The 25982-nt window shown below is 37.6% G+C and carries 26 protein-coding genes and 1 pseudogene; 18 read left to right on the top strand and 9 right to left on the bottom strand.

What is annotated here, in order from left to right; all coding sequences use genetic code 11:
* The first annotated feature begins 56 nt into the window (after positions 1 to 56).
* From ACM40_RS08335 to ACM40_RS08295, 9 genes are all read left to right on the top strand, one after another.
* Positions 57 to 1283, top strand: coding sequence for an HD domain-containing protein (locus ACM40_RS08335; protein ID WP_048502353.1), 1227 nt, complete (start codon positions 57 to 59; stop codon positions 1281 to 1283).
* A 72-nt stretch (positions 1284 to 1355) separates the two neighbouring features.
* On the top strand, positions 1356 to 2387 hold the full coding sequence (gene lpxD / locus ACM40_RS08330; protein WP_048502352.1) for a UDP-3-O-(3-hydroxymyristoyl)glucosamine N-acyltransferase: 1032 nt from the start codon (positions 1356 to 1358) through the stop codon (positions 2385 to 2387).
* A complete protein-coding gene (locus tag ACM40_RS08325) occupies positions 2380 to 3777 on the top strand; it encodes a bifunctional UDP-3-O-[3-hydroxymyristoyl] N-acetylglucosamine deacetylase/3-hydroxyacyl-ACP dehydratase (RefSeq protein WP_048502351.1) in 1398 nt (465 codons plus the stop codon). The genes lpxD and ACM40_RS08325 overlap by 8 nt, the downstream gene beginning before the upstream one ends.
* Complete coding sequence (lpxA, locus tag ACM40_RS08320; protein WP_040997889.1) at positions 3778 to 4572, top strand: acyl-ACP--UDP-N-acetylglucosamine O-acyltransferase; 795 nt, start codon at positions 3778 to 3780, stop codon at positions 4570 to 4572.
* Positions 4572 to 5243 carry a hypothetical protein gene (locus tag ACM40_RS08315; RefSeq protein WP_048502350.1) on the top strand — a complete coding sequence of 224 codons (672 nt, stop codon included), beginning with the start codon at positions 4572 to 4574 and terminating at the stop codon, positions 5241 to 5243. Before lpxA ends, ACM40_RS08315 begins: the two co-directional genes overlap by 1 nt.
* Positions 5244 to 5260: 17 nt before the next feature.
* A complete protein-coding gene (gene efp / locus ACM40_RS08310) occupies positions 5261 to 5824 on the top strand; it encodes an elongation factor P (protein WP_048502349.1) in 564 nt (187 codons plus the stop codon).
* A gap of 70 nt (positions 5825 to 5894) precedes the next feature.
* Positions 5895 to 6797, top strand: a complete 903-nt coding sequence (locus ACM40_RS08305; RefSeq protein WP_048502348.1) for an LpxD N-terminal domain-containing protein — start codon at positions 5895 to 5897, stop codon at positions 6795 to 6797.
* A gap of 91 nt (positions 6798 to 6888) precedes the next feature.
* Positions 6889 to 7761 (top strand): succinate--CoA ligase subunit alpha, encoded by an 873-nt coding sequence (gene sucD, locus ACM40_RS08300; protein ID WP_040997883.1) that lies wholly within the window; start codon positions 6889 to 6891, stop codon positions 7759 to 7761.
* A gap of 20 nt (positions 7762 to 7781) precedes the next feature.
* Positions 7782 to 8450, top strand: coding sequence for a porin family protein (locus ACM40_RS08295; protein ID WP_048502347.1), 669 nt, complete (start codon positions 7782 to 7784; stop codon positions 8448 to 8450).
* A 161-nt stretch (positions 8451 to 8611) separates the two neighbouring features.
* Here ACM40_RS08295 and ACM40_RS08290 read toward each other — a convergent pair whose 3' ends face one another.
* The 3 genes from ACM40_RS08290 to ACM40_RS08280 all read right to left on the bottom strand — a co-directional run bounded on the left by ACM40_RS08290 (position 8612) and on the right by ACM40_RS08280 (position 11294).
* Positions 8612 to 9922, bottom strand: coding sequence for an ABC transporter permease (locus tag ACM40_RS08290; protein WP_048502346.1), 1311 nt, complete (start codon positions 9920 to 9922; stop codon positions 8612 to 8614).
* A 5-nt stretch (positions 9923 to 9927) separates the two neighbouring features.
* Positions 9928 to 10839, bottom strand: a complete 912-nt coding sequence (locus ACM40_RS08285; protein ID WP_048502345.1) for an ABC transporter ATP-binding protein — start codon at positions 10837 to 10839, stop codon at positions 9928 to 9930.
* 104 nt (positions 10840 to 10943) lie between these two features.
* Positions 10944 to 11294: a T9SS type A sorting domain-containing protein gene (locus ACM40_RS08280; protein ID WP_048502344.1), complete on the bottom strand. Its 351-nt coding sequence runs from the start codon at positions 11292 to 11294 to the stop codon at positions 10944 to 10946.
* A gap of 118 nt (positions 11295 to 11412) precedes the next feature.
* On the opposite strand from ACM40_RS08280, the gene hemB reads away from it, so the two are divergent.
* A complete protein-coding gene (hemB, locus tag ACM40_RS08275) occupies positions 11413 to 12402 on the top strand; it encodes a porphobilinogen synthase (RefSeq protein WP_048502343.1) in 990 nt (329 codons plus the stop codon).
* 82 nt (positions 12403 to 12484) lie between these two features.
* On the opposite strand, the gene ACM40_RS08270 is transcribed toward hemB, so the two are convergent.
* Both ACM40_RS08270 and ACM40_RS08265 read right to left on the bottom strand, forming a co-directional pair.
* Positions 12485 to 13213 carry a hypothetical protein gene (locus ACM40_RS08270; RefSeq protein ID WP_048502342.1) on the bottom strand — a complete coding sequence of 243 codons (729 nt, stop codon included), beginning with the start codon at positions 13211 to 13213 and terminating at the stop codon, positions 12485 to 12487.
* Between the two features lie 153 nt (positions 13214 to 13366).
* Positions 13367 to 13666: a TM2 domain-containing protein gene (locus ACM40_RS08265; protein WP_048502341.1), complete on the bottom strand. Its 300-nt coding sequence runs from the start codon at positions 13664 to 13666 to the stop codon at positions 13367 to 13369.
* A gap of 382 nt (positions 13667 to 14048) precedes the next feature.
* Here ACM40_RS08265 and lptB point away from each other — a divergent pair.
* Both lptB and ACM40_RS08255 read left to right on the top strand, forming a co-directional pair.
* Positions 14049 to 14774, top strand: a pseudogene (lptB, locus tag ACM40_RS08260) (LPS export ABC transporter ATP-binding protein); the annotation flags it as partial.
* 510 nt (positions 14775 to 15284) lie between these two features.
* Complete coding sequence (locus tag ACM40_RS08255; protein ID WP_048502867.1) at positions 15285 to 17012, top strand: ABC transporter ATP-binding protein; 1728 nt, start codon at positions 15285 to 15287, stop codon at positions 17010 to 17012.
* 211 nt (positions 17013 to 17223) lie between these two features.
* On the opposite strand, the gene ACM40_RS08250 is transcribed toward ACM40_RS08255, so the two are convergent.
* The gene (locus ACM40_RS08250) at positions 17224 to 17688 is read right to left on the bottom strand and encodes a carboxymuconolactone decarboxylase family protein (protein ID WP_048502340.1); all 465 of its coding nucleotides are present in this window, start codon (positions 17686 to 17688) and stop codon (positions 17224 to 17226) included.
* A 77-nt stretch (positions 17689 to 17765) separates the two neighbouring features.
* A complete protein-coding gene (locus ACM40_RS08245) occupies positions 17766 to 18335 on the bottom strand; it encodes a Crp/Fnr family transcriptional regulator (protein WP_048502339.1) in 570 nt (189 codons plus the stop codon).
* Between the two features lie 100 nt (positions 18336 to 18435).
* Here ACM40_RS08245 and ACM40_RS08240 point away from each other — a divergent pair, with 100 nt between their 5' ends.
* Complete coding sequence (locus ACM40_RS08240; protein ID WP_048502338.1) at positions 18436 to 19389, top strand: helix-turn-helix transcriptional regulator; 954 nt, start codon at positions 18436 to 18438, stop codon at positions 19387 to 19389.
* A gap of 265 nt (positions 19390 to 19654) precedes the next feature.
* Here ACM40_RS08240 and ACM40_RS08235 read toward each other — a convergent pair whose 3' ends face one another.
* The gene (locus tag ACM40_RS08235) at positions 19655 to 20146 is read right to left on the bottom strand and encodes a DinB family protein (RefSeq protein ID WP_048502337.1); all 492 of its coding nucleotides are present in this window, start codon (positions 20144 to 20146) and stop codon (positions 19655 to 19657) included.
* Positions 20147 to 20331: 185 nt separating this feature from the next.
* Here ACM40_RS08235 and ACM40_RS08230 point away from each other — a divergent pair, with 185 nt between their 5' ends.
* The 5 genes from ACM40_RS08230 (at position 20332) to ACM40_RS08210 (ending at position 24928) form a co-directional block, all read left to right on the top strand.
* Positions 20332 to 20916 (top strand): hypothetical protein, encoded by a 585-nt coding sequence (locus ACM40_RS08230; protein WP_048502336.1) that lies wholly within the window; start codon positions 20332 to 20334, stop codon positions 20914 to 20916.
* A gap of 292 nt (positions 20917 to 21208) precedes the next feature.
* Entirely contained in the window at positions 21209 to 21778 is a 570-nt protein-coding gene (locus ACM40_RS08225; protein WP_048502335.1) for a cob(I)yrinic acid a,c-diamide adenosyltransferase, read from the top strand.
* Positions 21768 to 22397, top strand: a complete 630-nt coding sequence (locus ACM40_RS08220; RefSeq protein ID WP_048502334.1) for a thiamine diphosphokinase — start codon at positions 21768 to 21770, stop codon at positions 22395 to 22397. The genes ACM40_RS08225 and ACM40_RS08220 overlap by 11 nt, the downstream gene beginning before the upstream one ends.
* A gap of 150 nt (positions 22398 to 22547) precedes the next feature.
* Positions 22548 to 23423: a tyrosine-protein phosphatase gene (locus tag ACM40_RS08215; protein WP_048502333.1), complete on the top strand. Its 876-nt coding sequence runs from the start codon at positions 22548 to 22550 to the stop codon at positions 23421 to 23423.
* Between the two features lie 110 nt (positions 23424 to 23533).
* Positions 23534 to 24928, top strand: a complete 1395-nt coding sequence (locus ACM40_RS08210; RefSeq protein ID WP_048502332.1) for a decarboxylase — start codon at positions 23534 to 23536, stop codon at positions 24926 to 24928.
* A 188-nt stretch (positions 24929 to 25116) separates the two neighbouring features.
* Here ACM40_RS08210 and ACM40_RS08205 read toward each other — a convergent pair whose 3' ends face one another.
* Positions 25117 to 25776 carry an HAD family hydrolase gene (locus ACM40_RS08205; RefSeq protein ID WP_048502331.1) on the bottom strand — a complete coding sequence of 220 codons (660 nt, stop codon included), beginning with the start codon at positions 25774 to 25776 and terminating at the stop codon, positions 25117 to 25119.
* Positions 25777 to 25982: the final 206 nt, after the last annotated feature.

Here is a 25982-nt window from a genome sequence, read left to right as displayed (position 1 = left end):
TTAATGACGCTTAAAATTTAAAATCCCTAACTTTGTTTACTAATATCGACGTTTCAATGCAGAATAAGCTAAAGATCATCAACGACCCCGTTCATGGTTTCATCAGGATCCCACATGAAATTTTATTTGACGTTATCGAGCATCCTTACTTTCAGAGATTGCGGAGGATAGGGCAGACCGGTCTTCTGAATCTCATTTTTCCCGGGGCTACCCATACAAGGTTTCATCATGCACTGGGAGCGATGCACCTGATGTTTACAGCATTGGAAACCCTGCGCCAGAAAGGTGTGAAAATTACAGAGGAAGAAGAAAAAGGCGCAATGCTTGCGATTCTGATGCATGATATTGGGCATGGGCCATTCTCTCATGCATTGGAAAATATGCTGATGGACGACTGGCACCATGAAAAGCTTTCTTTATTATTAATGAATAAGCTGAATAAGGAATTTGACGGCCAGCTTTCTGTAGCCATTGAAATGTTTCAGGGGAAGTACCACAGAAAATTTTTCAACCAGCTTATTTCCTCCCAGCTTGATGTGGACAGGCTTGATTACCTGAACAGAGACAGCTTTTTTACCGGCGTTTCGGAGGGAAATATCAATACACAAAGGATTATTTCCATGATGAATGTGTGCAGCGAAGGCGAATTGGTGATCGATGCCAAAGGGGTATATTCCATTGAGAATTTTTTGACCGCCAGGATGTTTATGTACTGGCAGGTATATTATCATAAAACTTCTGCGCTGGCAGAATTTCTTCTGGTTAAAATCCTGGAAAGAGCCAAATATCTCATTTCTGAAGGGATGGATCTTCCTGCGGGAGAAAACCTGAAATATTTCCTGAACCGTGGGAAAAATTCAGCGACCGATGAAGATATTTACAGATTTACGCAACTTGATGACAATGATATAATTCATGCGATGAAATCATGGCAGGATTCTGAAGACTTTATTCTTTCCTATTGGTGCAAATGTGTGATCCAAAGAAACCTTCCGAAAACGGTTATCTCAACTCATCCTTTTAAGCGAAAATTCATTGAGGAAAAAATAAAAAATACTAATGAATTTTTCGGAATCAATAATGGAAAAGAGCTTGTACATGAGATTAAAAGAAAATTACTGCCTTATGATACCAAAAAGCAGCCTATTTACCTGCTTCAGAAGAATGGTAAAAAAATCAGGCTGGAAGAATCGCAGGACCAGCTGTTATCTGGGCTTATGGTACACAAGACAGCCAGGTATATTCTTACCTTTCCAAGAGATATTTCCCAGATAATATCTTAAATAATCTTAAAATTCACGTTCCGAAAATCAAAAAATGTTTGCGAATTACAGAATTTCTTATCTTTGCAGAATATGGAATTTACAGCTTCGCAAATTGCAAGTTTTATTGACGGACAGATAATAGGCGACGAAAGCACGGTTATTACAGGGGTTTCACCAATTGAAAATGGTGAATCAGGACATCTTTCTTTTATAGCACAGGATCGATTTTCACATTTTTTAGATACCTCAAAATGCTCCGTTATTATTGTTTCGGAAAAACTTATAGATAAAGTTAATTATAATCCTACCTTAATTGTTGTAAAGGATGCTTACCTTTCTTTCCAGATTTTAATGAATCTCTACCAGGAAATGCAGGGAAGAAAAGAAGGAATCGAAAACGGTTCTTCTATTCACGATACTGCTGTGGTTGGTGACAAGGTGTATATCGGGGCATTTACTTATGTTTCAGAAAAAGCCAAAATCGGGGAAGGTTCACAAATTTATCCACATGTATATATCGGTAAAGGCGTTAAGATCGGTAAAAACTGTAAAATTGACAGTGGAGCCCGCATCTACGATTACTGTATCATCGGAGATAACTGTGTGATTCATTCCAATACGGTTGTAGGTGGTGACGGGTTCGGTTTCCAGCCTACTGCAGAAGGGTTTAAGAAGATCCCTCAGCTAGGAAACGTCATTATCGAAGACGATGTGGAGATTGGCTCCAATTGTAGTATCGACAGAGCTACCATCGGTTCCACCATTATCGGCAAAGGAACAAAGATCGATAATCTGATCCAGATTGCCCATAACGTAAAAATCGGTCAGAACAACGTTATTGCAGCACAGGCCGGGATTGCAGGATCTACTACCATCGGAGACTGGAACCAGATTGGCGGCCAGGTAGGGGTGGTAGGCCATATCAAAATTGGTAATCAGGTGAAAATTCAGGCTCAGAGCGGTGTGAACTCCAGCGTTAATGATAAAGAGACATTGTACGGATCTCCTGCAATAAGCTATAATGACTATCTTAGAAACTATGTCCATTTCAGGAATTTTACTGAAATTGTAAAGCGAATAAATAATCTTGAGGAGATCTCAAAAGATAAAACTAATGAGTGATATGCAAAAAACGCTCCAGAAAGAAGTAACACTTTCCGGAATTGGCCTTCATACGGGTAAAGAAGTAAAACTTACCATTAAACCAGCAAAAGAAAATACAGGATTTGTGTTCGTAAGAACAGATCTTGAGGGACATCCCCAGGTAGAAGCTGATGTTAATTATGTAGTAGCAACAGAAAGAGGAACAACATTAGAGAAATTAGGTGTAAAAATCACTACCTGTGAACACCTGTTAGCAGCGTTGGTAGGATGTGATATCGATAATGCGATCCTTGAAATGGATGCCTCTGAACCCCCAATTTTAGACGGATCCTCAAAGTTTTTTGTTGAAGCCATTGAAAGTGTGGGAATCGCAGAGCAGGGGATCGCCAGAGAATACCTGGTCATAAAAGAAGTGCTGAGCTATGCAGATCCGGCTTCCGGATCGGAAATTACAATCATTCCTTCAGATACTTACGAAGTAACAACCATGGTGGATTTTGGAACCAAAGTATTGGGGACTCAGAATGCCACTCTTAAAAATATTTCAGAATTTAAAGACGAAATTTCCTCCGCAAGAACGTTCAGCTTCCTGCACGAACTGGAAATGCTTCTAGATCATGGCTTGATCAGAGGTGGAGATATTTCTAACGCCATCGTTTATGTAGATAAGGATCTTACTCCTGATACTACAGAAAAGCTGAAAAAAGCGTTTGGAAAAGATAACGTTTCTATCAGACCGAACGGTATTTTAGACAATCTTACACTGAATTATCCTAACGAAGCGGCAAGACACAAATTACTCGATGTGATCGGGGACCTTGCATTAGCTGGTGTAAAGATAAAAGGGAAAGTAATTGCAAATAAACCGGGTCACTTTGTGAATACTCAGTTTGCAAAAAAACTTAACCGTCAGTGGAAGCTTCAGAAAAAGAAAAATGTACCCGATTTCGACCTTACTAAAGAACCTGTTTTCGATATTAACGGCATTATGAAGCTTATGCCTCACAGACCTCCGTTCTTGTTAATTGATAAAGTTCTTGAGTTGTCAGATTCCCATGTGGTAGGTTTGAAAAATGTGACCATGAATGAGCCTTTCTTTGTAGGCCATTTCCCTAAAGAGCCTGTAATGCCTGGAGTTCTTCAGGTAGAAGCTTTGGCGCAGACAGGAGGTATCCTGGTATTGGCAAGTGTTCCGGATCCTGAAAATTACTCTACCTATTTCATTAAAATTGATAAAGTAAAATTCAAAAGAAAAGTAGTTCCAGGAGATACTATGATTTTCAAAATTGAATTGATAGAGCCTATCAGAAGAGGTATTGTTCATATGCAGGGATACGGATATGTAGGAGATACTGTAGCAGTAGAAGCGGAATTAATGGCTCAAGTTGCAAAAAATAAAGTTGATTAAATGATTCATCAATTAGCAGCCGTAGATAAACGTGCGAAAATCAGCAAAAATGTTATTGTAGAACCCTTTACTACAATTGCAGGGGACGTAGAAATCGGAGAAGGAACTTGGATTGGTCCTAATGTTACCATCATGGATGGGGCAAGAATAGGTAAAAACTGTAGAATTTTCCCCGGAACAGTAATTTCTGCGATCCCTCAGGATTTAAAATTTGATGGTGAAGATACCCAGGTAATTATTGGTGATGAAACTACGATCAGAGAATGTGTTACCGTCAACAGAGGAACAAAAGCTCTGGGATTTACTAAAATTGGCAAAAACTGCCTGATCATGGCAACTTCCCACATTGCACACGATTGCGTTATCGGAGATCACGTGATCATTGTAAACGGCTGTGGTATTGCGGGACACGTAGAAATTGGCGATTATACCGTAATGGGAGGTCTCAGTGCTGTTCATCAGTTTGGTAAAATCGGAAAACATGTCATGATTTCAGGAGGTACCCTGGTAAGAAAAGATATCCCTCCTTATGTAAAGGTTGCAAGAGAACCAATGTCTTATGCAGGAATTAATTCAGTGGGGTTAAGAAGAAGAGGATTCACCAATGAGAAAATTTTCGAGATCCAGAAAATCTACAGAACTATTTTCCAGATGAAAATGAACGTTTCTCAGGCTGTAGCCTATATTGAAAAAGAAATGCTTCCAACTGCTGAAAGAGATGAGATCCTTCAGTTTATCCAGAACTCACCGAGAGGTATTGTAAAAGGATACGGAACAGGTAAAGAGAGTAATTAATGAAAAAATTGTCTTTCCTTTTTGTACTGGTAATTTCTAATTTTTACCTGTCCCAGAACCAAAGAATAACAGGCATGGAGTTCTATTACGGCTTCTCGGACTATAAAAAAGACAGCCTTGCTAAGCCCAATGTTTATGCAGAAGTAAAAAGTCAGAATGAAGATTACATTAAAATGTCGCCATTCAGATATACAGATACTGACAAAAAAGCGAAGAAGGAGAATAGAGCATGGCTGATGAAGTATCAGGATAACCTTTATTTTAGCATGACCTATGCAGCGTATATCTATTCTTTTGATACATTTGCAAGAGTCAAGGTAATTGGGAAGAAATATTTTTTGGTCTATCTGGATGAAGTAAAAGATAAAAAAGCAATTTCATACAATAATCCTTATGGAGGAGGTTTGCTGGGAGGTGTTTTAAATGCAGGCTTGACCCCTAAGTTTGCGTGGAAGGATAAAAAAGGAAACTCTTACAAGGTTCTTTTGATTGATATTGAAAAATCAAATAATACTTCTGATAAAAGAGATGTCAGCTTCGGATTGGTAATTGATAAAAAACTTATTGTTAAACTTACAGATAATGATCCTGAAGTCATTTCAAAACTTAAAACAAATCAGTATTACTTAGAGGATATAATTGATTTGGTAAATAAAGAGAATAATAAATAAAAAGATAACATAAATTAATGGCAACAAGTAACGATATCAGAAAGGGACTTTGCATTGAGTACAGTAACGATATTTTTAAAGTAATAGAGTTTCTTCACGTAAAACCTGGAAAAGGTCCAGCTTTCGTAAGAACAAAATTAAAGTCTGTAACTAACGGGAAAGTGATCGATAATACTTTCTCTGCAGGACACAAAATAGACGAAGTAAAAGTAATCACCAGAAAGTTCCAGTATCTTTACGATGATGAAAATGGTTTCCACTTTATGAACAATGATGATTTCTCTCAATTATATCTGAATAAAGAAATGATTGAAAACTCACAATTCATGAAAGCAGGAGAAGAAGTAACCATCATTTTGAAAGAAGTTGACGAAACTCCTCTTTCTGCTGAACTTCCTCAGTCTGTTTACCTGGAAGTAGTTGAAGCTGATCCGGGAGTAAAAGGAAATACAGCGACTAACGCTCTTAAAAATGCAATCGTTGAAACCGGAGCCAGAGTAATGGTTCCTCTATTCATCGAGCCGGGAGACAAAATTAAAGTAAGTACAGAAGACGGCAGCTACTTAGAAAGAGTAAAATAATAATACAATTTACATCAATTCGGTTTGCACTAGCATTCCGAATTTTGTTTTTATAAGAAAACCAGTTGTTATGAGATTCCACTCTCCACAAAAGCTCAAAACTATTGCCGAATTAATAGGCTCTGAATTTGTAGGTCCCGAAGACTTTGAAGTATTGGGAACCAACGAAATCCATATGGTAAAACCGGGAGACATTGTTTTCGTGAATCACCCGAAATATTATGATAAAGCCCTGAATTCCGCGGCTACAATTATTCTGATCGACAAAAAAGTAGAATGTCCGGAAGGAAAAGCACTTTTGGTTTCCGATGACCCGTTCAGAGATTTCAATAAAATCAATACCCATTTTACAAGAATATACAATTTCACTGAGGAACTTCACGACGTAGAAATCGGAGAGGGAACAAAAATTCATCGTACGGCCGTTATCGGAAATAATGTTGTCATCGGGAAAAATACTTTAATTTTTCCAAACGTCGTTATTGGAGACAGAACGGTTATTGGTGATAATGTTGTTATTCAGTCAAACACGGTTTTGGGAGGTGATGCGTTTTATTACAGAAAGCTGAATGGGAATTTTGACCGTCTTATTTCCGTTGGAAATGTAGTCATTGAGAACAATGTAGAAATTGGAAATGGCTGTACAATCGACAGAGGCGTTACAGATTCCACCGTAATCGGGGAAGGCTCTGTTTTGGATAACCAGATTCAGATCGGGCACGACACCGTTATCGGAAAGAAATGTCTGATTGCCTCACAGGTGGGAATTGCAGGCTGCTGTGTCATAGGGGATGAAGTAACCCTTTGGGGCCAGGTTGGCATCGCATCCGGTAACAAAATTGAAGCAGGATCCGTTATTCTTGGTAAAACAGGAGTCAACAGAGATCTTAAAAAAGGAACCTATATAGGAATGTTTGCAGAAGATTTCAAAGGCTATTTGAAAAAAGAAGTAAAGCTGAGAAATCTCAAATAAACTATTCACTTGGTTTTGTCCAAAATCAAAGAAAAATAAGTAAATTTGTGAGCATTAATAAAATATTTAAATAAATTAAAACATCAATAAAATGTCAATTTTAGTAAACAAAGATTCTAAAGTAATTGTACAAGGATTTACAGGGAACGAAGGTACTTTCCATGCGGGCCAGATGATTGAATACGGAACCAACGTAGTAGGAGGGGTTACTCCGGGAAAAGGAGGATCTGAGCACTTAGGAAAGCCTGTATTTAATACAGTAGCTGATGCCGTTCAAAAAGCTGGAGCCAACGTAAGTATCATTTTCGTACCACCTGCATTCGCTGCTGACGCGATTATGGAAGCTGCTGAAGCGGGTATCAAAGTTATCGTATGTATTACTGAAGGTATTCCTGTAGCGGATATGGTAAAAGTAAAATCTTACATCGCTGACAGAGACTGCAGATTGATCGGTCCAAACTGTCCGGGAATCATTACTTCTGAAGAAGCTAAAATTGGTATCATGCCAGGTTTCGTTTTCAAAAAAGGTAAAGTAGGTATCGTTTCAAAATCGGGTACCCTTACTTACGAAGCCGCTGATCAGGTTGTAAAAGCTGGTTACGGTGTTTCTACAGCAATCGGTATCGGTGGTGACCCAATCATCGGAACAACGACAAGAGAAGCTTTGGAATTATTCATCAACGACCCTGAAACTGAAGCGGTAGTAATGATCGGTGAAATTGGTGGTGGATTGGAAGCTGAAGCTGCAAGATGGTACAAAGCAAGCGGATCTACTAAGCCGGTTGTAGGATTTATCGCCGGACAAACTGCTCCTAAAGGAAGAACGATGGGCCATGCAGGTGCTATTGTAGGAGGTGATGAAGATACAGCTCAGGCAAAAATGCAGATCATGAGAGACAACGGAATCAACGTTGTAGATTCTCCTGCTGATATTGGTGCTACTGTTGCAAAAATTCTAGGATAACACATACAAAAACAAAACATATGAAAAAACTTTTATTAACCTCAGCATTGGCCCTTTCAACTCTGTCTTTTGCCCAGATTGACTTTGCAAATACAAGATTTGGTATCACGGCAGGAGGTAACTATTCCAGAGTAAGAAATGCCCATAATCCTTCTGGTCCGAGATTCGCGTTTCAGGGTGGAGCTTTGGCTTTAATTCCTATCGGGAAGGCAAACCAGTTCTTTTTACAGCCGGAAGTCGTATATTACGGTGCAGGCGAAACCGGAAAGGACAAAGATGCTAAAGGGAAAGACGGTTATGATGCAGTATATGGTAACAATTATCTGAGCGTCCCTATCTATTTTAAAGGATATTTTTCTGAAGCAGAATCAGAATTCTTTGGAATGATCGGGCCAAGATTTAACTTTCTGATGAGTCAGAACGTTAAAAATGCTCCGATTGGAAGACCATATTATGATCCGGATGTTACCGATCCTTTATATCCATCTGTAAGTGGAAAAGCTGCAAGCTTTAACTTTGCTTTAGGATTAGGAGTAGGATACAGCTATAAGAGACAGCTGGAATTAGCGCTTAAATATGACCTTGGTCTTTCAGATACTTATCCTGATCTTGCAAAAGAAAAAGGAGGGACTGATAAGAGAAAGTCTGAGCAGGTAATCAGCCTTAGCTTAAGCTATATCTTTAAATAGAATAATAAGTTATTCAATTATAAAAAAATCCCGGAAATTTTAATTTCCGGGATTTTTGTTTTTGTATAGTACTTTTTATTGGCTCATATTTAAATTTTTAGTGAAAGATTCCAGTCTTGAATTTTTGATTCTTTTTGTTTCAAGACAAGAGAATAACAAAACTATCCTTTAATCCACTTCCAGATCTCCTTCAAACTGGCCTTATTCCCATACATCAAAATTCCCACACGGTAAATCTTTCCTGCTAAGAATATCATGAAAATAGTAGTTCCCAATAGAAGGGCAATAGACAGGGCAATCTGCCATGCCGGAACGCCAAAAGGTATTCTTGCAATCATGGCAACCGGTGAAGTAAACGGAATAATAGACAGCCAGAAGCCCAGTGGACCATCAGGATTGTTCATTAAAGAAAAACTCCCATACATCCCTACAGTAAGCGGTAAAATAGCAAATAAAGTGAACTGCTGGGTCTCTGTTTCATTATCTACTGCCGAGCCGATGGCTGCATAAATGGAACTGTAAAAAATATATCCTAAAAGGAAAAATACAATGAATACAAAGATGATCAACGGGAAATTCAGTTCCAGTAAACTGTGTGAAACCTGAGTAGCAATCTGCGTAATATCAAGCTTGCTGGCCAGTTCCTCATTTCCTCCCGGAATATTTTTCTGGAAAGATGAAAATCCGGTATTTAAAATCAAGGCTCCTATAACAGACATCGAGATCCAGATCAGAAACTGCGTCAGGGCCACCAGGGTTACTCCCAAGATTTTACCCATCATCAGCTCAAAAGGCTTGACCGATGAGATAATGATCTCCACCACACGGTTGTTTTTTTCCTCAAGAACACTTCTCATTACCCTTACTCCATAAATAATGATGAACATGAAAGTCACATACATTAAAAGGATACTCAGACCGCTTTTTACACCGAATGCAAGGTCGGAATCTTCTTTATTATTATCAGAAACATTGATAGTCTTTAGGGTAAAGCCCTTATCGAGATTGTTGAGTTGGGTTTCTTCAATACCAAGCTGCCTGATCTTTTCCTTTTTGATTACATCTGTAATATCAGAAACGATCTTCTGCTTTGTATCAAAGCCCATTTTGGCGTTTATAATAAGTCTTGTGCTGTTTTCAAGTTCATTGTAGTTCTGATTCTTCAGTTCGGGAAGGATCAGAATGCCGTCCAGCGACTCATTATCTTTAAGATTATTGATTTTTGCTTTTTCATCAGCGGCGGAAACAAAAACATATTCAAGTTTATCATTAGACTTCAGCTGATTCCTGAAAAGTCCGCTTTTATCCACAACCTCAATGATGCTGTGGGATTCGTTTGCTTTAAACATCAGCCCGATTACCCCTCCAAATCCAATCACTAAAAGAGGAGCAAGTAATGTTAATATAATGAAGGATTTTTTCTTAACCTGGGTAAGAAATTCCCTTTTTGTAATTAAAAAAATATTATTCATAAAAATTAAGAATGATTGCTTACCGCATTAATAAACACTTCGTTCATACTCGGGATTTTCTCATCAAATGATCTTACTTTTCCTACATTTACGAGGTCCAGAAGGATATCGTTTTGTCCGCTTTCATTTTTAAGGTCAAAAGAAACCAAGTTGTTTTCATTAGAGAAATTAAAAATATCATAGCTGGCTTTAAAATTCTCGAACTTAACCTCATCCACCTCGGAAAGAGTCACCCCAAAAATATTCTTTTTAAATTTTTCCCTTACGTCAAAAACCCTTCCGTCAATGATCTTTTTAGAGTTGTTGATAAGCGCTACGTAATCACACATTTCCTCAACACTTTCCATTCTGTGTGTTGAAAGGATAATGGTAGTGCCGTTATTTTTAAGGTCAATGATCTGATCTTTAATTAAATTGGCATTCACCGGGTCAAAACCTGAAAAAGGCTCATCAAGAATCAGAAGATGCGGACGATGCAGGACGGTGACTACAAACTGGATTTTCTGTGCCATCCCTTTAGAGAGCTCAGAGAGTTTCTTTTTCCACCACTGGTCGATGTGAAGCTTTTCAAACCATTTCTTGGCTTCATTTAAAGCATCATTTTTACTCATTCCTTTCAGCTCTCCAAAATAAAGGATCTGGTCACCCACACTCATATTTTTATAAAGTCCTCTTTCTTCCGGCATATAACCGATATCCCGGATGTGGCTTGGGTTAAGCTTATTTCCATTGATGAATACCTCTCCGGAATCAGCCTGTGTAATTTGATTAATAATACGGATAAAGGACGTTTTCCCGGCTCCGTTTGGGCCTAGAAGACCATAAATACTGGCTTGAGGAACATGGATGCTGAAATCATCCAATGCTATTTTCTTTCCGGCACCATAGGTCTTTCTGATATGTTCAGCTTTAAGCATTAAATTGTTTTTACAATGAGTCTAAAAAAGTTCTGAAAGTTACGGAATTATTAAGGCAGAACAGTGGGAAAAGAAAAAATCCTGATGATTATCAGGATTTAATTTTATTGTTTTACGATTTGAGTAACCTTTTGGGTATTATCGCTTAAGATATAGCGAATCAGATATTTTCCGGGTTTCAGTTTTTCAATATTGATTTCTCCGGAGTTCATGTTGACAGAATAGTTAGCCACCTGTGTTCCTAAAATTGAGTAAAAGGTTACACTTTTGATTTTTAAAGCAGAATCTTTCGCTTTGATCAGAAGGAAGTCCTTTGCAGGATTAGGATAAGCTACCAACACCCCGTCATCAGACTTCTGTGAAAGGGAACCCGGCTCTCTCAACTGTGCTTGCATATTGTTGGAAAATCCAACGAAAGCGCCGATAAATATAAATAAAAGTAAAAGTTTTTTCATCAAATTATAATTTCTCGAATGTATTAAAACAAAAATAAACAATTCTACAATTCTATACAATAGTTTTTTATATAAGTTGTAGTAAATTTGTAGAAACATATTCAAAAAGTATTCCAAAATGATACATTCAAGAAATAGAAGGCTTAGAGTTAATGAATCTATCAGAAGTCTAGTAAGAGAAAACATCCTTACGACTGATGATTTTGTAATGCCTATCTTCGTAATGGAGGGCGAAAACCAGCAGGAAGCAATCCCGTCGATGCCCGGAATTTTCAGGAGGAGCATCGATCTGACAGTGAAGGAATGTAAGGAGCTTTTTTCCCTGGGGGTAAAATCGGTCAATCTGTACATGAAAGTATCAGAGCACTTGAAAGACAATACCGGAAAAGAAGCCTGGAACAAGGACGGACTGATGCAGCAGACGATTAAAGCGATTAAAGATGCAGTTCCGGAAATGATTGTAATGCCTGATGTAGCTTTGGATCCCTATTCTATCTATGGACACGACGGAATCATTGAAAACGGAAAAATTGTGAATGATGCTACCAATGATGCACTGGCAAGAATGTCCGTATCCCATGCCGAAGCCGGGGCTGACATTGTGGCACCAAGCGATATGATGGACGGGAGAGTTCTTACCATTCGTGAAGCTTTGGAAGAAAGCGGATTTACGGATGTTGGAATTTTAAGCTATTCTGCAAAATATGCAAGCTCGTTTTACGGACCATTCAGAAGTGCCCTGGACAGTGCACCAAAGGACAATATGGAAATTCCGAAAGATAAAAAGACCTATCAGATGGATTTTCACAATTCCCGTGAAGCCATGAACGAAGTATTTAAAGATATTGATGAAGGAGCCGATATTATTATGATCAAACCGGGACTTCCTTACCTTGATATTGTTTCCAAAGTTCGTGAAGCGATTGACCTTCCGATAGCGGTTTATAATGTAAGCGGAGAATATGCCATGGTAAAGGCAGCTGCCCAGAACGGTTGGCTGGATAATGATAAAACAATCATTGAAAGTCTTACCTGCTTCAAAAGAGCCGGGGCTGATATGATCTTTACTTATTTTGCAAAAGAAGCAGCAATGATTTTGAATAAATAGAAAAAAATCATCATAAAAAATAAAACACCTCAGATCTGAGGTGTTTTATTTTTATCTAAATATTTGTGAACAGTGAAATTGATCACATAATATTGAAATCTTTTCCTTTCGTAAATTTTGCAGCAAAAGGAGCTTGATTTCCGGAATATTTTAAAATAAAATGTTTCTTGGTATCCGTGTCTATTTTGGTATCCACTTCTACATTTTCAGTCTGAAAACTTACATCCACCCCAACTCCTGATTCTTTTTCAAGAAAGATCTCCACACTTTCTGCATAGAAGAGGGAAGTACTCAGATAATTGAATTTAATATTTTTTCTGTAAGTCTTGGATTTACTTTGGGTAAACAAAGAGTAATTTTTCAGGATTTCAATTCCCGGAGCATCAATATTGGTAATCCTGGACTTGGTTACCCCATTCACCCTTATTGAGAAACTCTTGGTATTTTTAATATCTCCATTCACTCCGATATTAAAGAGGGAAGGAAGAGAAAGTCCATATTCCACCATGCTTTCTTTGGTGAATTCAAAATCCGGGATCAATGCGGAATTCTTAGGGGTATTAATCAGCTGCTCTTTGACTGTATTAAGAAGAGCTCCGGAAAACAGGTATCCGATGAGGTTGTTTCCCGTCGTTCTCCAGTTTCTCCCGTTCCATTCGAAGATTTCGCAAAGAAGCGTATCTGTGGATGAGTGGGGAAGAAGATCCATATCCTGCCATTTGAAAACTTCTTTGGCATAAGGTCTTCTGTCCACAATATTAATACCCAGATCTAAGGCAAGAAGATCTGTGAGGTCTTGATTATTTTGCATATTATTTAAGTCTTGATTTGGTAGCATAAAAATAGGGAAATAAAATAATAACATAGATGACAAAAGAGCAGAAAGGCCAATTTGCTTATTAGCCTTTCGCCTTCTTAGCTTTATCAGCTTTCTTAGCCCTTTTTGCCATTTTACTATTTTCCCTTAGAGCCATCCTTTTTTCCCGTAAACATACGTGTCATCAAACTGCTTATCACTCATGAACAGGTATAAAATCCCTTCAATGAAAGGAATGATGGAAGCAGCTCCAAAAGTGATGATATTCAGAACAAGCTGGATCACCCCTTCTTTCGTATAGCCCAGATAGAATTTGTTTAATGCCAGCCATCCGACAAGGATTCCCAGTATCGCTGCCGGAATTTTCTTTTCCGAGCGATAAGGGACATTATTTTGCGGGTTCGGATTCTGTGTGCCTTCTGTTTTTGTATAGCCGTAATTTTCCATTGTTAATGTAGTGTGATGATTAAAATACTTTTTCAATAGGTCGGATAAAATTTATTGGAGTTACAAAATAATGGTATAAATATTTAATTTTTAAGGGAATATGATCATAAATTACATTCATAAGCTTTTATTTGTACAAATAATAATAAAAAAAGTAGTTAGTATCAGGTCTGTCATCCTGAGCGAAGTCGAAGGATGCAATCAATTAGGAACGGGCTTTAGCCAGTTTACTATAAAAACGCTATCACTCAGGGTTTTAGCCAAAATTTAAAATTCAATACCGGCAATCTCCGAATTATTAGAAAATAAAATGACCATTCAAAAAAACGTTTACCATTTATAATCTAAAATTTGAATTCAAAAAAACTTTATCTTTGCTCCTATGATTTTACGAGGAGAAAACTTAATCAAGGAATACGGTCCTAAAAAAGTAGTAAAAGGCGTTTCTGTACAGGTAGAACAGGGAGAAATTGTTGGCTTGCTGGGCCCGAATGGGGCAGGGAAGACCACTTCATTTTATATGATTGTTGGATTGGTTAAGCCTACTTCAGGAAAGATCTTCCTCGATAAACAGGAAATCACAACGGATGCCATGTACCGCAGGGCCCAGAAGGGAATCGGGTATCTTGCACAGGAGGCTTCCATCTTCAGAAAGCTTTCTGTAGAAGAGAATATTATGGGGGTTTTACAGCTTACCCAATTGTCAAAACGTGAACAGCAGATTAAATGTGATGAACTGATCGAAGAATTTTCCCTGCAGCATGTACGTAAAAACAGAGGAGATCTTCTTTCCGGAGGGGAAAGGCGCAGAACGGAAATCGCCAGATGTCTTGCCACAAGCCCGAATTTTATCCTTTTGGATGAGCCCTTTGCGGGAGTAGACCCTATTGCGGTAGAAGATATTCAGAAAATCGTAAGAAGCCTCGTAGACAAAAATATAGGCATCCTGATCACGGATCACAATGTACAGCAGACTTTAGCAATTACAAATAAAACGTACATTATGTTTGAAGGAAACATCCTGAAAGAAGGACTTCCGGAAGACCTTGCTAACGATCCTCAGGTAAGAGAAGCTTATCTTGGTGAAAACTTTGTATACCAGAGTATTTTAGACAAACCGAAAAAGAAAAAGTATATTTATAACATCTGGGCAGGTAATTTTAACTCAAAAGCACAGTTTCAGGGATTTGTAGATGAAAACTTCAGTCAGTATGATGACTTAAGGCTGATGTACGGTTTCGAAGACATTAGCTTTGCATCTCTTGCCAATTCTGAAATTGAGCATATCTTCAATGATGTAGTGGACAAAAATGCAAACAATTCATTTATCTTTCAAAGAAAAGAACTGACCACGCAATACACCCTGGAACAGGCAGAAGCTGAATCCAAAGCAGCAAGCAAACCCGAACTGCATTATCTTACAACCTATTTTTACGAAGGATAAAAGTATATCGGTTCCAAAAGTATTTGCTGAAAAATAGAATTAAACGTACCTTTTCTCTCAGAAACGGTACGTTTTTTAGTTAAAATAATTTCTATGGCAAAACCTTTTAACAGAACAGTCACTTTATTCGGGATCTATAAACAGCTCGTTCCGTTTATAAAACCTTACCGTTTAATGATTTATGGGACGTTGTTTCTTACCTTTTTAGGAGCTCTTGCGGCACAGGTCAATCCAATTGTTTTAAAATATACGGTGGATGAGGTGACCAAACTCACCCATCTTCCACATCCTATGTCTGAGGGTGTTCATATTCTGATCGTCATTTCCATCATTTTGCTGGGAAAAGAACTGCTTAATATTTTCATCAATTTCGGACAGAAGTTTTATGGAGAAAAAATAAGAATCAATGTGAGTTCCGTCCTTGCGCAGTCTGCTATTGACAAAATCCTGATGTACAGAGTGGCCTATTTCAACGATGAGAATCATGAATCCGGGAAGCTGCAGATCAGAATAGACCGTGGGATTGAAAGCCTGACAAAGTTGGTCCAGAATTTTTTCATCGATATACTGCCGCTTTTTTCCAATGCCATTATCGCCCTCATCATTATGTACATGCAGAATGTATATGTAGGGATGGTTTCCACGATCATTGTTCCTATCTATTTTTATATCAGTTCATTACAGGCGAAAAAGCTCGGAGGGGTACGTCGCCAGCTTAGAAATCAACGGGAAAGGAAAACTTCAGGACTTTTGAACCTGATTAATTCCATTATGGTCATTAAAAGTTTCGTCCGTGAAAAATTTGAAGGAAAAAAACAGTACGATTTACAGATGGAGCTGATGGAAAGCCAGATGTTCACAAGGAAAACCAACTTTATTTATGATGGGCTGAAAACTTTTATAGAACAGTTTGGAGTGGTTTTAATCATTCTTTTAACGGTTTATCTGGTACTCGATCAGCAGATGACGATTGGGGCAATTATGCTTCACATTATGCTCTTCAACAATATTTCTGCTCCCATCCGCCAGCTGCATAGGATTTACGATGATATGAATGATGCCATGATCTATGCAGAAGGCTATTTTGAAATTCTCAATGCTGATGACGAGAAAGAACCGACCGGAAACTTTGTGGAAAAAGAAATCAAAGGTAATTTCGAATTAAAAAATGTAGATTTTAGTTATCCAAACGGAACCCAGGCTTTACATAATGTTTCCATGAAAATAGAAAATGGAAAAACCACGGCATTGGTAGGATTAAGTGGTGCCGGAAAATCTACGGTGATTAATCTTTTGTGTAAATTTTATCTTCCCGATTCTGGAGAAATCCTGCTGGATGGAGTCAATTTAAATGAATATAACAATACTTTTCTGAGAGACGATTTAGGATTGGTCCTTCAGAAAAACCATATTTTTCAGGGAAGTATCGAGGATAATATCCGTTATGGTGATATGAATGCCAGCTTTGAGGAGATTCAGGAAGCTTCAAAAAAAGCATACCTGCACGATCAGATCCTCGACCTTCCGGATGGTTATCAGCATGATGCTACCCAGCTTTCAGGCGGACAGCAGCAGAGAATCGCCATTGCCAGGTTGTTCCTGAAAAACCCACCGATTATTTTCCTGGATGAGCCAACTGCCAGCCTGGATGCCATTGCTACCGAACAGATTAAAAACTCCCTGGATGCTATCAAAGAAGGACGTACAGTGGTTATTATTTCCCATTCTCTGTCACAGATCCTGGATTCTGATACTATTTATGTGATGAAAAAGGGAAGGGTTGTAGAAAGTGGAACCCATGATGAGCTGGTCCAACTCAACGGAACTTACCGTGAGATCTTTGACGCGTCTGCCAGAAGTTTAAATCTGGATAAGCTGGTGAGTACTTTTAAAGATAACTAATGATCTTTTTCAAAGTGATTTCAATAAAGAGAATTTTTTTATTTCCCGCAGATCTCACAGATTTCACAAATCTTTTTTATAAATCTGCTTGATCTGCGAGAGAATATTGCAATATCATTTTAAAGTTTTTCCACATAAAATTTAATGCAAAGTTTTATCGTAAGTCTAATTAAAAGCACTCACAATAAAACTTTGCGATAAAAAAATGAAGTTACTGTGCCTCCTCAGCAACCTGATAAGTCCCCACATCTGCTCCAAAAGCAATATTGATTCTGTTATAACTGTTGATTGCAATCACGGCCATAGTGAGATCAAGTATTTCAGTTTCAGAAAAATGTTGATTAACCTGAGCATAAATTTCATCAGATACCTCTTTCCTGTTTAAAGAAGTTAAGGTTTCTGCCCACAGCAATCCGGCCTTCTCCCTGTCTGTGTAAAAAGAACATTCCCTCCATGCGCTTACCAGAAATATTCGTTGTTCGGTTTCGCCTTTGGCTCTCAGTTCTTTGGAGTGCATATCCAGGCAGAAAGCACATCCGTTCATCTGGGAAACCCGGAAATACAAAAGTTCAAGAAATGAACGTTCCAGTGATGAATGCTGTATCTGTGATCCCATATGATGAAGGGCGTTTACAGCTTTGTTTCCCATTGCAAATGCATTAATTCTTTGTGACATAATAAATTGTTTTTTGATTAATTATATGACAAATGTAGACTGCAATTTTCCGGAATTTTTTTACATATGATAAAAAACTATTTTTGAGCACGGATTCTGCTTAAGGAAACCTGGGTGATGCCGATATAATCTGCCAGATCTCCCAGACTGATGCGCTGAATAAGGTCAGGTCTCTGTTTCAGAAAGTTATTATACCGTTTTTTGCCTTCATCTTCGAGCATTTCACTGATCCTTCCCATCATGTTGACAGGTGCTTTCCGGTACAGTTTACTGAAGAGAGTTTCTGCACTATGATATTTTTTACATACATCTTCAATGACATTTCTATGAATACGGAGAACTTCACAGGATTCAAGGGCAACGATCATATATTTTGAAGGATTACCCGTTAAAAAACCGCTCAGCTCAGTGAAAAAAGAATGTTCAGAAAAGAAAGTCATAATAAAATCTTTATCACCATTATCAAAGAACAGTTTTACCAGGCCTTTTTCAAGGAAATAAAAGTGCCGGCAGGTTTCGTCGCCTTTTAAAAGAAAATCACCTTTACGGTAAGTTTTTAATTCTAAATTTGAGACCAAAGCATCCATGACAGGCTGTTCTGGCTTATTTATACTTTCAATGGTCTGGATAAAGCTGGTAGGATTCATATTCAAATAAATAGAATGAATAAAAGAGTTAAATATAAATAAAAAGCCGGTCAATTTATGTGATGTACCCAAAAAAGATTGATAGATTTGCGATATTAATATGAACGATCACTATCTTAAAAAACTGGACAGGGTAACAGCTATTCTCACGCAATTACAGTCGAAACCGACAGTAAGGGCACAGGATCTTGCTGCCAAATTTGATGTAAGCATCCGAACCATCTACCGGGATGTAAAAACCCTGGAAAATGCCGGAATTCCTATTATAGGCGAAGCCGGAAACGGATATTCACTGATGGATGGCTATAAGCTTCCGCCTATCATGTTTACTAAGGAAGAGGTATTGAGCTTCATCACTGCCGAAAAGCTGATGCAGAAATTTTCTCACCAAAGCCTTGGAGCCCATTATCAGATTGCCATGGAAAAAGTGCGTTCTGTACTTCGGAATTCAGATAAAAGCCTGATCCAGAATATTGAAAAACAGATTGATGTATATAATCATCATACCCAAACGGATAGCAATATCAAAAATGTGATCCCTACCATTCTGGAAAGTATTGCTGATAAGACCCAGCTTATTATTGAATACAAAACAGTTGATTCCCGGGTAACAAACAGAACCATCGAAGCGGTAGGTATTTTCTTTGAATTCAATTACTGGTATATAATGGCTTTCTGTATCATGAGAAAGGATTTCAGACAGTTTCGGGTTGACAGGATCCAGCAGATTCTTAAAACACAGAACCCTTTTTCGCAGGAATACGGACAGATCAATGATTACAGAAGATATTCAAACGGAGAGAAAACAAGGGTGAGGATTTTAGTGGAAAAGAAAATAATAGGACATATCGTTAATTCAAAAAGATATTACGGGTTTGTTGAAGAAAAGGAGACAGAGCATGGAATTGAAATGACTTTTGATACGGAATGGATAGAAGAAGGTTTCCCACGCTGGCTGATCACTTTTGCAGATTTTGCAACCATTTTAGAACCGGAATCTTTAAAAGTGAAGCTTAGAAATCTGATAGAAAATATTTCAAAAAAAGTAGAATAAAGATATTGTGGCAGGAACAAGATCGGGGCGGTGAAATTTATTTTAATAAACAATATAAATCCGGCTTCACGTACGTGAAGCCGGATTTTTGGAAATTCATATAGTTTGAACAAAGAGATTTTAAACCAAAGACAAAAATCAAAAACAACAAAATCGGGTGTCTATATTTAATGAATGGATAATTTGAATGATTTTGATTCCGTAGGTTTTTCTTTTTGTCTGGATTGAATCATCATTTTCAGTCTGAACAAAGGCATTAATGATCCTAAAATCTCTCCCAAAAAAAAGGGGGTTCAATTCCTAAAGCTCTCAGGTAGGTATACCCCTGACCTCTGTGGTGAATTTCATTATCTACGAAGTAAAGAATGTTCTGGTACACCGGAAATTCATACTGACCAAATAAGTTGAAAGTTTCCTGGAAACGCTCTTCAGTGATCTGGCTGAAATAATGATTGATCACCTCAGTTTCCTCGTCCCATTTTTTCAGGATATCTTCTTTGGTTTTCGGGTTGAATCCTTCCTCATTGTAAGCTTCCATGTTTTTGTTAACAATCCCTTTCAGAGCAGGTCCGCCGATGCTGATCAGCTCTACTGCCAGTTTTGCGAAAGGTCTCATTCCGCCTACGGAAAATTCAAATAATTCTTTCTCTGGAAAAGCTTCTATCACTCTTCTTGTAAGGTTTCTGTGTCCCTGCCAGTGCTCTAATAATTGATCAGAGGTCATGAACTGTTTAGTGGCTGTTGCTGTAGTTGTCATAATTGTATTGTTTTAGTTTGTTATTGTTGATACAAAGGTAGGGTAGGGTTATGACAACAGTTTGTCAGCAGGATTTCTGATGTTAAAAAAATATTTTATTTCTTTATTAAAATATAAAAGGTCATTTCTCCGTTTAGATGTAAATTGCATGAATTAAAAAATTGCAACGCTATCAAAATCTCGAAATGAAGAAGTATATTTTGCCTGTTATTCCTGTTTTTTTACTCATCTCATGTAATAAAATTGAAGAGAAAATAGACCAGACCGTTCAGAAAACAACTGAAACTGTACAGCAGAAAGCTCAGCAGGCAGTGGAAGAAACTGTTAAGAAAACAGTCAGTGAATCCATTAATTCTTTAACGAATTCCCAGGATGTAAAATTTAACCAGGTATTTCCCAATGAAGGAAAACCAATAGTAACTGAGGATACCGGAAAGAAATTTAAATTTCCCAATGGTTCTGAAGGATATATCTTCAAATACAAATCCGATATCGCTGTCCTTCTTCCTTTTCTGGAAAAACAGCCTTCTGCCGACGAAAACAAATCCGACAAAACAGCCCGCAAGATAGACGGACAAAGCATCATAGACAAAATAAGTTTTGTCTCAAAATTCCTTCCGGAAAATGCTTTTGATACCAGTTTCCTGGAAGACATCAAAAGCGATAAAAATATAGAATATTACAAGCTGAAAAGATTTCCCAATAGCAGTACAATAATCTATAACCCAAAAAACCAGACCATCATACAATATGTAGAGGTAAATAAATAATTTGTGAGTGGCCGGATTTATCCGGTCATTTTTTTTCGATTATATCTAAATAGATTCAATAGAAGCGGGCTTTAGCTTTAGCCAAAACTTAAATCCTCCAAATTTACATCTGTGGAAATTTGTGAAATCACAACATGTAATAAAGCAGATTTTATTAGCTATGTCATCCTGAGCGCCCTCGAAGGATTCTCTCACTCAATCAATAATAGGGTCATAGCTGTGCAGAGATAAAACTGCGAATCATTCCTACATTTTACTTTTTACATTGTACAAAATAAAGTAATTTAGTACTATGAAAATTTATACAAAAACAGGAGATAAAGGACAGACCGCCTTATATGGCGGTACAAGAGTTTCCAAAGCCAGTGCAAGAGTGGAAAGCTACGGCAATATAGACGAGCTGAATTCATTCATCGGGATCGCAAAAAGTCATATTGAGGATGAAGAGGCTTTGAAGCAGTTAAAAAAGATTCAGTTTGATCTGTTTACGGTAGGTTCAGAAGCAGCAACACCGGTTGATAAATTAATGCTGGCCAATGGGAAGTCACGCTTACCTCTGATTATTTCGGATACGGAGATTGAAGAGCTGGAACAGTGGATGGATGCTTTTGAAGATAAGCTGGAGCCGCTTCAGTATTTTATCCTTCCGGGTGGTGGAAAATCCGCAACTTTTTTACATGCAGCGAGAACAATTTGCAGAAGAGCAGAACGCTCCCTTGTTTTCTTAAATGAATCTGAAGAAGTACGCCCGGAACTGATTAAATATCTGAACAGGCTTTCAGACTATCTTTTCGTTTTGGCGAGATACATTTCAAAAATCAACAACGAACCGGAAGAATACTGGAATCCGAATGAGAGGTAAAGTATTGCTTTTTATCAACGGGGATGCCCCCAAAATACTTCCGGATGCAGATCAATATGAACTTATTGCCTGTACGGATGGTGCTTTCCATTACTTGAAAAATATGGGATTTCCCTTGGAAAAGCTGGATTTTATTTCAGGTGATTTTGATTCTCACTCCGGGGCAGATGAAAATATTTATCACGAAAAGTTTATTCATACACCCGATCAGGACAAAACGGATTTCCATAAAGCATTAGATCTCATTCTGGAACGAGGTTTTAGCATGGCCGATATATTCGGAGGAAGCGGTGGTGAACAGGATCATTTCCTGGGAAATCTGACGGTTGCTTATACTTTTAAAGATAAAATGAGCCTGAAATTTTATGACGAATTTTCTGAATATTATTTCATCCCGTCAAGCTTTTCTGTAAAAGGAGTAAATAATAAAATGATTTCTTTATATCCTTTTCCGTATGTTGAAAATATTACAACAAAAGGGGTTAACTGGCCCTTAACGAATGGCAGCTTAAGCATCACTTCGAGGATCGGGACCCGTAATTTTGCCGTTGAAGATGAAGTTTCCATTGAATATGAAAAAGGAGATTTATTAATTTTTATCGGGAAGAATTATTTATAATTTAAACGAAATTTTCACGAAACCATATCAATAGGAATGGGCTTTAGCTCATTTAAAAATATATAAAAACCAATTGGCTTTAGCCAAAACATAAACTCCGAATCAAAACCACATTTATCCGTGAAATCTGTGAAAGTATGTGGGATAAAAATGAAAAATCTAGCTAAAATATCATTTCTGATCATCTTATTATTCTGTATTTCCTCATGCAGAACACTGCATTTTTCTACACCCGAATACGGAAAAACAGAAAATGAAAAGCATATCCGGATTAAAAAAGTACATAATTTCCGGACACCAGGAAATATCCGGAATTCAGAAGGAAGAACTTTAAAGGAAGGCCGGTTTTACAGAAGCGCCCATCTTCATCAACTGAAAAAAAGATCGTTCAGAGAATTTGAAAATTTAGGAATAAAAGAGGTAATCGATCTGAGAAACTCAAAAGAAATAGCAGATAAACCGGACCAGCTCCCGGATAAAATGGTTTATAAAAGATATTCAGCTTTTGAAGACAAAGGAGATCAGCTGTCACAGGCTAAAAAACTGGTCCTAAAAGGAAAGGTAAACGGTTCTGATGCCGACAAAAGGATGATAGATTTTTACCGGGAATATGTAACCGAAAACCCAGAGATGGTCAGAAAAATAATCACTGAAATCATGGAATCTGATCAACCCATTCTTTATCATTGTACGGCGGGAAAAGACCGGACAGGAATTACCACAGCTTTAATTTTGACCATTTTGAAATTTGATAAAGAAACCATTTACAATGACTATCTTTTATCAAACAATTACAGGGAAAAACTCGTCCATAAAAGATTCCGTCTGGCGAATAATTTACATTTCCTTTACCCCAAAATGGATGTAAAAGTCCTTGAAAAGCTGAGCTGGGTGGAAACAGCATATCTTGATGCAGCTTTTAATGAAATCAACAAGAAATATGGCTCGGTGGACGCTTATATTCAACAGGTTTTGGGTATTTCAGAGAATAAAAGGGAAGAATACATTAAGAAGTTTACAAATTGATAATCTTCTCAGGTTTTTGCCGGTTTCCGTTTTGAAATTTATAATAAATTTAACGCTCAAAAACCAAACTTTTTTAGCAATTTTGCATTTCTTAATTCACTTGTCAAGAAATGAAAATAAAGTACTCGGAACTTATTGATCAGACATTATATTTTCCTACGGAAGAATTTAATGTTTCTGAGAACAATTTGTTGTTTCACGATGTTCCTTTAATGGAAGTCGTTGAAAAATTTGGCACTCCGCTAAAAATTAGCTACCTGCCGAGAATTTCTCAAAACATCCAGAAAGCGAAGAGCTGGTTCAGGGAAGCTTTTGAGAAAGCCGATTATAAAAAGAATTATACCTACTGCTACTGTACAAAATCCAGCCATTTCAATTTTGTGCTTGAAGAAGCCCTTAAGAATGATATTTCTATAGAAACTTCTTCCGCTTATGATATGGATATTGTAAAATCTCTTTATGAGAAAGGAAAAGTAGATAAAAATATTGAAGTTATCTGTAACGGGTTCAAGACCGATGATTATCTGGTGAAAATTTCAGAAATGATCAACAGCGGTTTTGAAAATATTACCCCGATCCTGGATAACTACCGCGAGCTGGATAAGCTTACAGAAAGTATTGATACCACTTTCGATATCGGAATCAGAATCGCTTCAGAGGAAGAGCCGAAATTCGAATTTTATACTTCAAGACTGGGAATAGGATATAGAGATATTATCCCTTATTACAGCCAGAAAATTGCGGAACACCCGAATGCAAGACTGAAAATGCTTCACTTCTTCATTAATACAGGAATCAAAGATACAGCCTACTATTGGAACGAATTGTACAAATGTCTTCGTGTATACGCACGTTTGAAAAAAATTGCCCCGGAAGTGGATTCACTGAACATTGGTGGCGGTTTCCCGATCAAAACTTCTTTAAACTTTGAATACGACTATCAGTACATGGTAGAAGAAATTGTTTCACAGATCAAAAAATTCTGTGAAGAAGAAGGTGTGGAAGAGCCTAATATTTATACGGAATTCGGAAGCTTTACCGTAGGAGAAAGTGGAGCCAACCTATATAAGATCATTTCTCAGAAACGTCAGAACGACAGAGAAAAGTGGAATATGATCGATTCTTCATTCATGACCACACTTCCAGATACCTGGGCCATTTCAAGACACTTCATTATGCTTCCGCTGAACAGATGGGAAGATACATATGAAAGAGTGTTTTTAGGAGGATTAACTTGTGATTCGGATGATTATTATAATTCCGAGCAGCATACCAATGCGATCTATCTGCCGGTCTTCAGTGATACCAAGCCGTTGTATATCGGATTTTTCCATACAGGAGCCTATCAGGAAACAATTGGAGGGTATGGCGGTGTTCATCACTGTCTGATGCCGCAACCTAGGCACGTCCTGATCCAGAAAGATGAAAACGGAGAGCTTCAGTATGAAATTTTCCGTGAAAAACAGGAACCTGAAGATATTTTGAAAATCCTGGGATACAAATAATGATACCGTCATTGCGAGGAACGTAGTGACGAAGCAATCTCACCTAATAATCTTAACCACTTAATTGTTCTTAATGTTTCAATTTTAACCATTAAGATTTTTGTTAAGAATTAAGGATAATTAAGAATCTTAGCTTTTCCTGGAAAAACATAAAAAACAAAGCTCTCAGATTTTGAGAGCTTTTTCATTTAAAAATATTTTGAAAGCTTATCCAGTTCCAGCTCTTCATAATCGGAAACTACAATATCCGCTAAAGTATAATCCTGATTTTTAGAATGGGGGCTTCTGTAAGCAGCGCAAAAAATCCCGGCTCTGTGCGCCGCAAGAATTCCATTGGTGGAATCTTCAATAACCATACAGTTTTCCACTGGCTCTCCAGCCATTTCTGCCGCCAAAAGAAAAACTTCCGGATGAGGTTTGGATTCTTTCAGATCTGCGCCACTGATTTTTCCGCTGAAATACTGTTCAAGCCCGAATTTTTCAAAAACCATATTAATCGTCGTCATTGTCGCTGAAGAAGCAAGAATAAGTTTGATCCCGTTTTCATGATAATGCTTGATGAGTTCTCTTACACCAGGAATAAGATCAAATTCTTCATCGGTATCAAAATAATTCTTGAAATGAGATCTTTTGATACCCGAAGCAGCTTCATGCGTCTGCGTTAAACCAAATTTCTCAATCAGGGTTTCAAATACCCTTTTGGTAGAGGCTCCGGTGAAAGAACTGTACAGTTCTTCGGAAACAGTAATTTCCAGTTCATCGAAAGTTGTAAAATAAGCTTTTCTGTGCAGTGGTTCCGTATCTACAATAACCCCGTCCATGTCGAAAAGAACAGCTTTTAAAGACATATTTTGTTTTTTGCAAAAATAGGGTTAAATATTTAAATGGTAAAGAAGGATGGGAGCCTGAAGATGGAGGAGGAGATTAAAATTTATAAGATAACTTGTTTTTTCCAACATGGGTCTTTTTGGTTGCCTTCCAAAAACTTCCGGCCTCTTGCTTCCTGCTTCCAACTTCTTTGTATCTTTGTGGAATCATTCAATCATTCAATCAT

This window comes from Chryseobacterium sp. BLS98, assembly GCF_001045445.1.
GTDB lineage: Bacteria > Bacteroidota > Bacteroidia > Flavobacteriales > Weeksellaceae > Chryseobacterium.
The sequence above is the reverse complement of the archived record's forward strand: the minus strand, read 5'-3'. Positions and strand labels throughout refer to the sequence as shown.

Coding starts and splice junctions, on each gene's coding strand:
- ACM40_RS08335 (WP_048502353.1), top strand. CDS start 57: ATGCAGAATAAGCTAAAGATCATCAACGACCCCGTTCATGGTTTCATC.
- lpxD (WP_048502352.1), top strand. CDS start 1,356: ATGGAATTTACAGCTTCGCAAATTGCAAGTTTTATTGACGGACAGATA.
- ACM40_RS08325 (WP_048502351.1), top strand. CDS start 2,380: ATGAGTGATATGCAAAAAACGCTCCAGAAAGAAGTAACACTTTCCGGA.
- lpxA (WP_040997889.1), top strand. CDS start 3,778: ATGATTCATCAATTAGCAGCCGTAGATAAACGTGCGAAAATCAGCAAA.
- ACM40_RS08315 (WP_048502350.1), top strand. CDS start 4,572: ATGAAAAAATTGTCTTTCCTTTTTGTACTGGTAATTTCTAATTTTTAC.
- efp (WP_048502349.1), top strand. CDS start 5,261: ATGGCAACAAGTAACGATATCAGAAAGGGACTTTGCATTGAGTACAGT.
- ACM40_RS08305 (WP_048502348.1), top strand. CDS start 5,895: ATGAGATTCCACTCTCCACAAAAGCTCAAAACTATTGCCGAATTAATA.
- sucD (WP_040997883.1), top strand. CDS start 6,889: ATGTCAATTTTAGTAAACAAAGATTCTAAAGTAATTGTACAAGGATTT.
- ACM40_RS08295 (WP_048502347.1), top strand. CDS start 7,782: ATGAAAAAACTTTTATTAACCTCAGCATTGGCCCTTTCAACTCTGTCT.
- ACM40_RS08290 (WP_048502346.1), bottom strand. CDS start 9,922: ATGAATAATATTTTTTTAATTACAAAAAGGGAATTTCTTACCCAGGTT.
- ACM40_RS08285 (WP_048502345.1), bottom strand. CDS start 10,839: ATGCTTAAAGCTGAACATATCAGAAAGACCTATGGTGCCGGAAAGAAA.
- ACM40_RS08280 (WP_048502344.1), bottom strand. CDS start 11,294: ATGAAAAAACTTTTACTTTTATTTATATTTATCGGCGCTTTCGTTGGA.
- hemB (WP_048502343.1), top strand. CDS start 11,413: ATGATACATTCAAGAAATAGAAGGCTTAGAGTTAATGAATCTATCAGA.
- ACM40_RS08270 (WP_048502342.1), bottom strand. CDS start 13,213: ATGCAAAATAATCAAGACCTCACAGATCTTCTTGCCTTAGATCTGGGT.
- ACM40_RS08265 (WP_048502341.1), bottom strand. CDS start 13,666: ATGGAAAATTACGGCTATACAAAAACAGAAGGCACACAGAATCCGAAC.
- ACM40_RS08255 (WP_048502867.1), top strand. CDS start 15,285: ATGATTTATGGGACGTTGTTTCTTACCTTTTTAGGAGCTCTTGCGGCA.
- ACM40_RS08250 (WP_048502340.1), bottom strand. CDS start 17,688: ATGTCACAAAGAATTAATGCATTTGCAATGGGAAACAAAGCTGTAAAC.
- ACM40_RS08245 (WP_048502339.1), bottom strand. CDS start 18,335: ATGAATCCTACCAGCTTTATCCAGACCATTGAAAGTATAAATAAGCCA.
- ACM40_RS08240 (WP_048502338.1), top strand. CDS start 18,436: ATGAACGATCACTATCTTAAAAAACTGGACAGGGTAACAGCTATTCTC.
- ACM40_RS08235 (WP_048502337.1), bottom strand. CDS start 20,146: ATGACAACTACAGCAACAGCCACTAAACAGTTCATGACCTCTGATCAA.
- ACM40_RS08230 (WP_048502336.1), top strand. CDS start 20,332: ATGAAGAAGTATATTTTGCCTGTTATTCCTGTTTTTTTACTCATCTCA.
- ACM40_RS08225 (WP_048502335.1), top strand. CDS start 21,209: ATGAAAATTTATACAAAAACAGGAGATAAAGGACAGACCGCCTTATAT.
- ACM40_RS08220 (WP_048502334.1), top strand. CDS start 21,768: ATGAGAGGTAAAGTATTGCTTTTTATCAACGGGGATGCCCCCAAAATA.
- ACM40_RS08215 (WP_048502333.1), top strand. CDS start 22,548: ATGAAAAATCTAGCTAAAATATCATTTCTGATCATCTTATTATTCTGT.
- ACM40_RS08210 (WP_048502332.1), top strand. CDS start 23,534: ATGAAAATAAAGTACTCGGAACTTATTGATCAGACATTATATTTTCCT.
- ACM40_RS08205 (WP_048502331.1), bottom strand. CDS start 25,776: ATGTCTTTAAAAGCTGTTCTTTTCGACATGGACGGGGTTATTGTAGAT.